The 9,728-nt window shown below is 63.8% G+C and carries 13 protein-coding genes; 9 read left to right on the forward strand and 4 right to left on the reverse strand.

The window, feature by feature from the left end:
- From VGD20_RS07125 to hemE, 4 genes are all read right to left on the reverse strand, one after another.
- Positions 1 to 151, reverse strand: a 151-nt coding sequence (locus VGD20_RS07125) for an antibiotic biosynthesis monooxygenase family protein (RefSeq protein ID WP_331133798.1), incomplete at its 3' end; no start/stop codon positions are given.
- 6 nt (positions 152 to 157) lie between these two features.
- Positions 158 to 1,414, reverse strand: a complete 1,257-nt coding sequence (gene rho / locus VGD20_RS07130; protein WP_192647717.1) for a transcription termination factor Rho — start codon at positions 1,412 to 1,414, stop codon at positions 158 to 160.
- Between the two features lie 305 nt (positions 1,415 to 1,719).
- Positions 1,720 to 2,136, reverse strand: a complete 417-nt coding sequence (locus tag VGD20_RS07135; protein WP_414714552.1) for a CopD family protein — start codon at positions 2,134 to 2,136, stop codon at positions 1,720 to 1,722.
- A 33-nt stretch (positions 2,137 to 2,169) separates the two neighbouring features.
- Entirely contained in the window at positions 2,170 to 3,198 is a 1,029-nt protein-coding gene (gene hemE, locus VGD20_RS07140; RefSeq protein WP_331133788.1) for a uroporphyrinogen decarboxylase, read from the reverse strand.
- 340 nt (positions 3,199 to 3,538) lie between these two features.
- Here hemE and VGD20_RS07145 point away from each other — a divergent pair, with 340 nt between their 5' ends.
- The 9 genes from VGD20_RS07145 (at position 3,539) to VGD20_RS07185 (ending at position 9,588) form a co-directional block, all read left to right on the forward strand.
- Positions 3,539 to 4,351, forward strand: coding sequence for a pyruvate, water dikinase regulatory protein (locus VGD20_RS07145; RefSeq protein ID WP_331133789.1), 813 nt, complete (start codon positions 3,539 to 3,541; stop codon positions 4,349 to 4,351).
- Complete coding sequence (locus VGD20_RS07150) at positions 4,348 to 4,944, forward strand: Maf family protein (protein ID WP_331133790.1); 597 nt, start codon at positions 4,348 to 4,350, stop codon at positions 4,942 to 4,944. The genes VGD20_RS07145 and VGD20_RS07150 overlap by 4 nt, the downstream gene beginning before the upstream one ends.
- A complete protein-coding gene (aroE, locus tag VGD20_RS07155; protein ID WP_331133791.1) occupies positions 4,941 to 5,753 on the forward strand; it encodes a shikimate dehydrogenase in 813 nt (270 codons plus the stop codon). Before VGD20_RS07150 ends, aroE begins: the two co-directional genes overlap by 4 nt.
- Positions 5,750 to 6,373: a dephospho-CoA kinase gene (coaE, locus tag VGD20_RS07160; RefSeq protein WP_331133792.1), complete on the forward strand. Its 624-nt coding sequence runs from the start codon at positions 5,750 to 5,752 to the stop codon at positions 6,371 to 6,373. Before aroE ends, coaE begins: the two co-directional genes overlap by 4 nt.
- A gap of 19 nt (positions 6,374 to 6,392) precedes the next feature.
- Positions 6,393 to 7,097, forward strand: a complete 705-nt coding sequence (gene dnaQ, locus VGD20_RS07165) for a DNA polymerase III subunit epsilon (RefSeq protein ID WP_331133793.1) — start codon at positions 6,393 to 6,395, stop codon at positions 7,095 to 7,097.
- Positions 7,098 to 7,142: 45 nt separating this feature from the next.
- Positions 7,143 to 7,715 (forward strand): ribosome hibernation-promoting factor, HPF/YfiA family, encoded by a 573-nt coding sequence (hpf, locus tag VGD20_RS07170; protein WP_331133794.1) that lies wholly within the window; start codon positions 7,143 to 7,145, stop codon positions 7,713 to 7,715.
- Positions 7,716 to 7,864: 149 nt separating this feature from the next.
- Entirely contained in the window at positions 7,865 to 8,329 is a 465-nt protein-coding gene (locus VGD20_RS07175; protein ID WP_331133795.1) for a PTS sugar transporter subunit IIA, read from the forward strand.
- A gap of 58 nt (positions 8,330 to 8,387) precedes the next feature.
- A complete protein-coding gene (locus VGD20_RS07180) occupies positions 8,388 to 8,726 on the forward strand; it encodes a DUF1491 family protein (RefSeq protein ID WP_331133796.1) in 339 nt (112 codons plus the stop codon).
- 196 nt (positions 8,727 to 8,922) lie between these two features.
- Entirely contained in the window at positions 8,923 to 9,588 is a 666-nt protein-coding gene (locus tag VGD20_RS07185) for a cell wall hydrolase (protein WP_331133797.1), read from the forward strand.
- Positions 9,589 to 9,728 lie beyond the last annotated feature (140 nt).

Genomic DNA, 9,728 nt, shown 5'->3' on the forward strand with positions numbered 1-9,728 from the left:
AAGCCTGTCCGGTTGCTGTCGGACGGCGAATTTCGAGCGAAATAAAGCCCGGTGATACCTCGATCAGCGGTTTGGCTTCGCGGACGGCCGCCTCGAACGCGTCTTCGCTGCCCGCACGGACGTGAAGCAGCGCATGTTCGAGGACGGCCATGCCAATTTACTGGTTCATGCTGTCGAAGAAATCCTCGTTGGTCTTCGAATCCTTGATCTTGTCGAGCAGGAATTCCATCGCGTCGATCGTGCCCATCTGCATGAGGATGCGGCGCAGCACCCACATTTTGCTGAGCTTGTCCTTTTCGACGAGCAATTCTTCCTTGCGGGTACCCGACTTGCCGACGTCGAGCGACGGGAAGATGCGCTTGTCGGCGACCTTGCGGTCGAGCACGATTTCAGAGTTACCCGTGCCCTTGAATTCTTCGAAGATCACCTCGTCCATGCGGCTGCCGGTGTCGATCAGCGCGGTCGCGATGATCGAGAGCGAACCGCCTTCCTCGATGTTACGCGCAGCGCCGAAGAAACGCTTCGGCCGCTGGAGCGCATTCGCGTCGACACCGCCGGTCAGCACCTTGCCCGACGACGGGACGACCGTGTTGTACGCGCGGCCGAGGCGCGTGATCGAATCGAGCAGGATGACCACATCCTTCTTGTGCTCGACAAGGCGCTTGGCCTTTTCGATCACCATTTCGGCAACCTGGACGTGGCGCGTCGCGGGCTCGTCGAAGGTCGAGGAGACGACTTCGCCGTTGACGCTGCGCTGCATGTCGGTGACTTCCTCGGGACGTTCGTCGACGAGGAGGACGATGAGGTAGACCTCGGGATGGTTGTCGGTGATCGCCTTGGCGATATTCTGCAACAGCACCGTCTTACCCGTGCGCGGCGGCGCGACGATCAGCGCGCGCTGGCCCTTGCCCTGCGGGCTGACGAGGTCGATCACGCGTGCCGACTTGTCCTTCACCGTCGGGTCGACGGTGTCGAGCGACAGCTTCTGGTTCGGATAAAGCGGCGTGAGGTTGTCGAAATTGACGCGGTGGCGCACCGCTTCGGGATCGTCGAAATTGACCTTGATCAGCTTGGTCAGCGCAAAATAGCGCTCGCCGTCGCGCGGCGCGCGGATCTCGCCCTCGACGGTGTCGCCGGTGCGCAGGCCATATTTGCGGACCTGGTTCGGCGACACATAGATATCGTCCGGACCGGCGAGATAATTGGCGTCCGACGAGCGCAGGAAGCCGAACGAGTCGGGCAGGACCTCGATCGTGCCCGATCCGATGATTTCCTCGCCCTCTTCGGCGAGTTCCTTCAGGATCGAGAACATCAGGTCCTGCTTGCGCAGCGTCGACGCGCCCTCGACCCCCAGTTCTTCCGCCATTTCGACGAGTTGGGCGGGCGCTTTGGTTTTGAGTTCTTTAAGATGCATGGGATGGATTCCGGGTAGAAAATCAGGGAGAAATGAAACGAATTCGTTGCACCGCCGGGGTGCCTATCCGGCCGTGGGACGACCGTTCAAGATAGCGTCGGCGCAAGGACGCGCCGCCCGCACGAGGCGGGGTTGACCGGCCCCTATAACCGGGCCGGGTCCAAGTCAATCGCGCTGCGGTGAACGAGCGCTTATCAACAGGCACTTTAACCTCTCGTCACCCCGGACTTGATCCGGGGTCCATTTGCGCCGGCGCTGAAATGGATGCCGGATCAAGTCCGGCATGACGAGGTTAGAGAGCAGGATCAGGGGCGGACGACGACGAGGATGACGATGATCGCCGCGGCGATGCCCGGGACCTCGTTGAGCATCCGCAGCTGCTTTTCGGTGAGCGGACGCTCGCCTTTCTTCAGCTTCTTGAAATAGCCGATCATCCAGCCATGATAACCCGACAGGCCGATCACGAGCAGCAATTTGGCGATGAACCAGCCCTCGTGCCAATAATCGCCGTTGAAGGCGAGCATCAGGCCGAAGATCCACACGATGATCAGCGACGGGTTCAAAATGATCCGCCGCAGCCGGTCCTCGCGCTCGATCCATTTTTTATCTTCGTCGGAGCCGACGGGCGCCTGATGATGATAGACGAAGAAGCGCGGCATCATGAACAAGCCGGCCATCAGGAAAATCACGAAAATGATATGCGCGGCTTTGATCCAAAGCATCGTCGCCCCCAGAAAACCAGCCAGTTCCATAGATTACCCGCCGCGAACGCGTCTGATCAGATGCTCGACATGGGCGATCGGCGTGTCGGGCACGATCCCATGGCCGAGATTGAAGATATGGGGACGCGAAGGGAAGGCCGCAAGGATGCGGTCGATCGCCGTATCGAGTGCATCGCCGCCAGCGACGAGCGCGAGCGGGTCGAGATTGCCCTGGACCGGCAGATGCTCCGGCAAGGCGGCGTCGGCCCACACCGGATCGACCGTCTCGTCGAGCCCGATCGCATCGACCCCGGTTTCGTCGGCATAGGCGCGGAGCTTGCCGCCCGCGCCCTTCGGAAAACCGATGACCGGCGTGTCGGGATGCATGGCCTTCAACCGGCGGACGATTTCGGCGTTGGGCGCGATCACCCACCGCTCATATTGCGCCGGTGAAAGACTTCCCGCCCAGCTGTCGAACAACTGCACGGTATCGACGCCATTTTCGATCTGGCCCGACAGATAGGTGACGGTCAGGTCGACGATCGCATCGACGATCGCCTGAAATGCTGCCGGGTCACCGAATGCGAGGCGACGCGCGGCTGCCTGATCCTTCGACCCCTGCCCCGCCACCATATAGGTCGCGACCGTCCACGGGCTTCCTGCGAAGCCGAGAAAGGTCGTTTCGGGCGGCAGGGCGGCCGCGACACGCGCCACCGTCGCGTAGACGGGATCGAGCCGCTCATGTGCCATCTCCAGCGACGCGAGCCTACTGTCGACGAGCGGCGGTGCGAGCCGCGGCCCCTCACCCGCCTCGAACCACAGATGCTGGCCGAGCGCATGCGGAATAACGAGAATGTCCGAGAAGAGGATCGAGCCGTCGAAACCGAAGCGCCGGATTGGCTGCAAAGTTACCTCGGCCGCGGCTTCAGGGTCGTAGCAGAGTTCGAGAAAACCGCCCTTGGTTTCGCGAAGGGCGCGATATTCGGGAAGATAACGTCCGGCCTGACGCATCAGCCAGAGGGCGGGGCGCTCCTGGCGCACCCCGCGCAGCGTTGCGAGCAGACTCTTCGGTGACGCCTTCACGCGGGTCCTCTTTCTCTCTTCATATACATATTTAGATAATATGGTGGTGGTTTGTAGGTCGGCGGACAAGCGCGGCTTTAGGCCGGGGCGTCCTTTTTGCCAACAGCTTGACTCTCGGTTTCCCTTGTTCGCGGCGAGAGTCGCTTGTCGCTGTCCCCCTAATTCACAGCCTGTGGATAAGAGTCATCCCTTGTGGATAAGCAGTGGAGCGGAATCGACACGGCCGGGGATGAATCGCGCCTGCCGAATTCATCCCTGCGCTTATGCCAAAAATTATCCACAGGCCGGTAAAGCGCTTCGTGACTTGCCTTTTTCGGCGCTTTCCCGCCATGGTGCCGCGATGGGCCGGCTCCACTTGCATCTCATATCCGACTCCACGGGCGAGACACTCGAAAATATCGCCAAGGCGGCGATCGCGCAGTTCGACGATGTCGAGGTCGTGCGCCATTTCTGGCCGATGGTCCGATCGGAATCGCATCTCGACCGGATCATGGCCGAGGTACAGGCGAGCCCCGGAATGATCCTCTTCACGCTGGTGAATGGCGAGTTGCGCGTGAGCCTTGAACGCCGCGCGCGCGCGCAGGGTCTGCCGACCGTCGCGGCGCTCGATGCGGTGACCGATGCGCTGTCGCGAATGCTCGGGCAAGAAGCGAAGGCGCGTCCCGGCCGCCAGCACCAGCTCGACGCCGCCTATTTCGCGCGCGTCGAGGCGATCCAGTTTACCGTCGCTCATGACGATGGCATCGGTTGGGAAAATTGGGAACAGGCCGATATCGTACTGGCCGGCGTGTCGCGCACCTCGAAAACCCCGACCAGTATCTATCTCGCGAACCGTGGTTTCAAGACCGCGAATATCCCGATCGTCCCCGAATCGCCGCCGCCGAATGCGTTGTTCAATCTGAAACGGCCGATGGTCGTCGGACTCACCACCGGACTCGACCGGCTCGTACAGGTCCGCCGCAACCGCCTGCTTTCGCTCAACCAGGCGCCCGAAACCGCCTATGTCGACGACGAGCGCGTGAAGGCCGAGCTCGCCTATGCGCGGCGGATGTTCGCCGATAATGGCTGGCCGGTGATCGACGTCACGCGCCGGTCGATCGAGGAGACCGCCGCCGCGGTGATCAAGCTCGTCGAAGACCGCGGCGCCGCATGACCCTCCTCCTCGCCTCGCAAAGCAGCGGCCGCGCCGCGATGCTCCGCGCCGCCGGACTTCGTTTCGAAACCAGCGCCGCGCATGTCGACGAGGAGGCGCTGACCGCCTCGCTGCTCGCCGCCGGGCAGACCCCGCGCAACATCGCCGACGCACTTGCCGAAGCGAAGGCCGTCAAAATTTCGTCGCGGCTTCCGGGTGTGACGGTGCTCGGCGCCGACTCGACGCTCGCGCTCGACGACGGGCCGATGCTCGCCAAGCCCGAAAGCCCCGAAGACGCGGCCGATCATCTCCGCCGTATGGCCGGCACCCGCCACCGCCTGTTCAGTGCGGCGGTCGCCGCGCGCGACGGCATTCCCGTGTGGCGCGCGATCGGCGAAGCGAAACTCTGGATGCGCCCCTTGTCCGACGCCTTCATCGCCGACTATGTCGCGCGCGAATGGGACAGCATCCGCTGGACCGTCGGCTGTTACGAAATCGAAGGAGCGGGCGTGCAATTGTTCGAACGGGTCGAGGGCGACCCCTGGACCATCATCGGCATGCCGATGCTCCCCTTGCTGGCGTGGCTGCGCGCCACCGGGCTCGCACCGTCATGAGCACCCCGTACGCCGAGGTCATCGGCGACCCGATCGCCCAGTCGAAATCACCGTTGATCCACGGCTTCTGGCTCGATGCGCTCGGGCTCGCCGGCGACTATCGCCGCGCGCATGTAAAGCCCGACGACCTCACCGCCTATATCGCCGGGCGCCGCACCGATCCCGACTGGCGCGGCTGCAACGTCACCATGCCGCACAAGGGCGCGGTGATGGATCTCGTCGATGATCCCGGCGATATCCGCGGCACGATCGGCGCCATGAACACGATCGTCCGGCAAAAGGACGGCTCGCTGATCGGCACCAACACCGATGCCGCGGGCTTTTATGCACCGCTCGCCGAACTCGATCTCGAAGGTGCCCCCGTCGCGGTGGTCGGCGCTGGCGGCGCAGCGCGCGCGGTGCTCTTTGCCCTCGCCCGCGCCAATGTCGGCCAGGTGACGATCCTCAACCGCAGCCCGCTGAAGGCGATGGGCTTGCTCGCGACTTTCGGCCTCAAGGGCGAGGTCGTCCAGCTCGACGCGCAGCTCCCGCCAGTCTCGCTGCTCGTCAATTCGAGCAGCCTCGGCATGAAGGGCCAGCCGCCACTCGACCTCGACCTGTCGCCGCTCCCGGGCGATGCGATCGTCTACGACCTCGTCTATTCGCCGCTCCAGACGGGCCTCCTCAAGGCCGCCGAAGCGCGCGGGCTCGACACTGTCGACGGGCTCGACATGCTGATCGGCCAGGCTGCGCTCGCTTTCGAACTCTTCTTCGGCGCGTCTCCGCCCGAGGGCCGCGACGAAGAGCTGCGTGCGCTCCTGACCGCATGACGCATCGCCCGCGCCCCGGCTCGCGGCTCCGCCGTCCCTTCATTCTCGGCCTCACCGGATCGATCGGGATGGGCAAATCGACCGCCGCGATGATGTTCGAGCGCGAAGGCGTACCCGTGTTCGACGCTGATGCAGAGGTGCACCGGTTGCAGGGGCCGGGCGGCGCGCTCGTCGCCGTGATCGAGGCGCGCTTTCCCGGGACGACCGGTCCGAATGGCGTCGACCGGCAGAAACTTGGCGCCCTCGTGCTTGGCAACACCCACGAGCTTGCCGCGCTCGAAGCGATCATCCACCCCGCGGTGGGCAGGGCGCAGAAACGCTTTCTTGCACGTCACCGCGCACGCGACATCGTCGTCCTCGACATTCCGCTCCTTTTCGAAAAAGGCGGCTGGCGAAAGGTCGGAGCGATCGCCGTGGTTTCGGCGCCGGCATGGATGCAGCGCAAGCGCGTGATGCGCCGCCCGGGCATGACCGCGGCAAAATTGAAAGCGATCCGCCGCCTTCAGGTTCCCGACCGCGTCAAGCGGGCACGCGCCGATTTCGTCATCGAAACGGGCCGCCCCAAAAGCGAGACGCACCGCCAGATAAGATTTATCGCCTCTTGTTTCCACGCCCGATAGGGTCCAGATTATCATTTCGATGCGCGAGATTATTTTCGATACCGAAACCACGGGTTTCGACCCCAGGAGCGGGGACAGGCTGGTCGAAATCGGGTGTGTCGAGCTGGTCGACCGCCGCGAAACCGGCGTCACCTTCCACGCCTATTTCAACCCCGAACGCGACATGCCGGCTGCGGCTGAAGCGGTCCACGGCCTGTCGATCCAGTTCCTGTCGGACAAGCCACTCTTCGCGTCGCGTGTCGACGAACTGATCGAATTCCTGGGCGACGCGCCGCTCGTCGCGCACAATGCTGCGTTCGACTTCGGTTTCGTCAACGCCGAGTTCGCGCGCGCTGGCCGCCCCGCGCTCGACATGGCGCGCATGTGCTGCACGGTGCAGATGGCGCGCAAGCTCCATCCGGGTGCGAAACACAGCCTCGATGCGCTCTGTACGCGCTACGGCATCGACCGCAGCCACCGCGTCAAACATGGCGCGCTGCTCGACGCCGAGCTGCTCGCGCACCTCTATATCGAAATGACCGGCGGCCGGCAGATCGGCCTCGGGCTCGCCGCTTCGGCCGCGAGCGCTGCCGCACCGTCGGCTGTCGTTGCCTCGGTCGTATCGCGCGGCACCGATCGCCCCTTTCGCGAACCCCGTCCCCATATGGCGTCGGCCGCCGAACTCGCGCGGCACGCCGAATTTGTCGCAGGGCTGAAGCAGCCGCTGTGGCTCGATGCGGTGTGATGACCCTCCCTTAAGTCATCACGCCGGCCAAGAAGGAGAAGAAAAATGGAAATCCGCGTCTCTGGCCACCAGATCGAAACCGGCGAAGCGCTCCAGGCGCATGTGTCGGACCGGATGAACGCGATTGCCGACAAATATTTCTCGCGCGCGATCGGCGCGCACGCGACGTTCGGAAAGGGGCCGCACGACAGTTTCCAGTGCGACATCGTCGCGCATGTGATGCAGGGGCTGGTGCTGAAGGGGCACGGCCAGGCGCAGGACGCGCATGTCGCCTTCGAAGGCGCCGCCGAGCGCATCGAAAAGCAGCTCAGGCGCTATATGCGACGATTGAAGGACCGCAACAACGGCCCGGCGGAGCCTTCGCCGACGGTCGACGAGATCGAGGACAACGCCAGCTATATCGTCTTCGACGGCGGCGGCGAAGAGGATGCGGGTGACGCGCCCGCGATCATCGCCGAAACGCGTGTCGACATTCCGAGCAGCAGCGTGTCCGACGCGGTGATGATGCTCGACCTCAGGAACACCAACGCCCTGCTCTTCGTCAACAGCAAGACCGGTACCCACAATATGGTCTATCGCCGCGACGACGGGACGATCGGCTGGGTCGAGCCACGATAGGGCTGGATTTTCTCCGCCATCCGGCTTAAGGGCCGCGCCCAACGATGCCCGAAGCCGGGATGGCGGGGGGCCTGCCACGACAGATCCGCGATCGCTTGCCAACAGATGTTCTGGCAGCGGCCGGCGTTTAACAAGATTTGACCAGAGCAATGAATCTTTCTTCCCTTCTCTATCCGGCGACCGTGCGCGCGCATGTCCAGCTCGATTCGAAAAAGGCGCTTTTCCCGTTCGTCGGCGATCTCGCGGCGCGTTCGCTCGGTCTCGATGCGGGCGAAGTGAGCGAAGCCTTGCTCGAACGCGAGCGCCTCGGTTCGACCGGCTTCGGCCGCGGCATCGCGTTGCCGCACGCCAAGATGGCCGACCTCGGCGGCGTGCGCGGCTTGTTCCTGCAACTTGCGAAACCGATCGATTTCAACGCGGTCGACGGACTGCCGGTCGACCTGCTGTTCATCCTGCTCTCGCCGCTCGATGCCGGTGCCGACCATCTGAAGGCGCTCGCCGGCGTGTCGCGGATGCTCCGCAACGAGGCGATCGCCGAGCGGCTGCGCGGCGCGAAGAATGACGAAGCGCTCTACGCGCTGCTCGCCGACACCGAAACGCGTGACGCGGCGTAACCGCGTTTGACGCATCGACCATATCCTCCCTGTGGCGTAGCCATGGGGAGGAACTGACATGACTCGCCTCAAAAGCCGTTTCCTCGTCGACCTGCTGATCCGCCGCGCCGAAACGGCCGGCGGCTTCGTGACCGTGCTCGTCAAAGGCGACGACACTTCCGGAATCATCCTCGTCCAGTGCAGCCATCGCGGCGAACCGGGGCCGCTGCTCGAACGGCGCTTTTCGCCGGCCGGCCACTATATCTGGGAGGATGTCGGTCCAGCCGACGCAAAAGATGGTGAATCGCGCGCAAATTATCAGGAACGGCGGCGAAAGGCCGATCCCGACCTGTGGATCGTCGAACTGGATATCGCAGATGCGCCACGACTCGTCGCGGAGTGGTCTGCGTTAACTTGACTCTGTTGCGGCGCACAATAACTGGCGCCCATTCGATAACGCGTAGGTCGTTCCGCGGGTGCACTGCCTTGGCAAAGCTCCCGGCACAACGGTTTGGACACGCAGTCGGACGATGACCGCAGGCGGCGATACTGGACCATAGTCCCCCGCCTGTTTTGAGAGGTTCGGTTCATCGGCCGCACTTTTGACGGACACTATGAGTCGCATTTTGAACGTAGCCGGCATGGCTGCCGTCGGCATGACTGCCGCCGCCATGCTGCTTCTAGCGGAACCGGGCTTTGCAAGCGATCTTGCAGCCGACGCCAATATCCCCGCGATCATCTTGCCGGGCGTCGATGCGCCGGTCGCGGATGAAGCAGCGGACCTGTCGACCGATGCCGAATTGCCGGTCGAAGACAGCAAAAAACCTGAAGACGATGTCGCTCCCGAGCCGAAACCGGCGCCGGTGACCGCCGATTCGCTCGCCGAACTCGTCGCGGCGACGCCGAAACCCGCCGAAATCGATGCCGAACTGCGCTGCCTGGCCGGCGCGGTCTATTTTGAATCGCGCGGCGAATCGCTCCCCGGCCAGCTCGCGGTCGCGCATGTCGTGATCAATCGCGCCCAGTCGGGCCGTTTCCCCAAGAGCCTCTGCGGAGTCGTCCACCAGAAGAGCCAGTTCAGCTTCGTGCGCGGCGGCCGGATGCCCGCGGTGCGCAATGCGGCGCAGTGGAACAACGCCGTGGCGATCGCGCAGATCGCGCGCGACGGCAGCTGGAAGAACCACGCTCCGGGCGCGCTTTTCTTCCACGCCCGCTACGTCTCGCCCGGCTGGCGCAAGACGCGCATCGCGCAGATCGACAACCACATCTTCTATCGCTGATGCTGCGCGATACCTTCGGTATCCCGTTCATTGCCAAGCCATATTAACTGGCGCATGATGCAGGGATGACGCGTCATCTTTCTGCCGCCCTGCTTTCTGCAGCGGCGCTCGCCCTTGCTGGCTGTGCCACGGCCGTCCCG

This window comes from Sphingopyxis sp., assembly GCF_036402335.1.
In the GTDB taxonomy this organism is placed as follows: Bacteria; Pseudomonadota; Alphaproteobacteria; order Sphingomonadales; family Sphingomonadaceae; genus Sphingopyxis.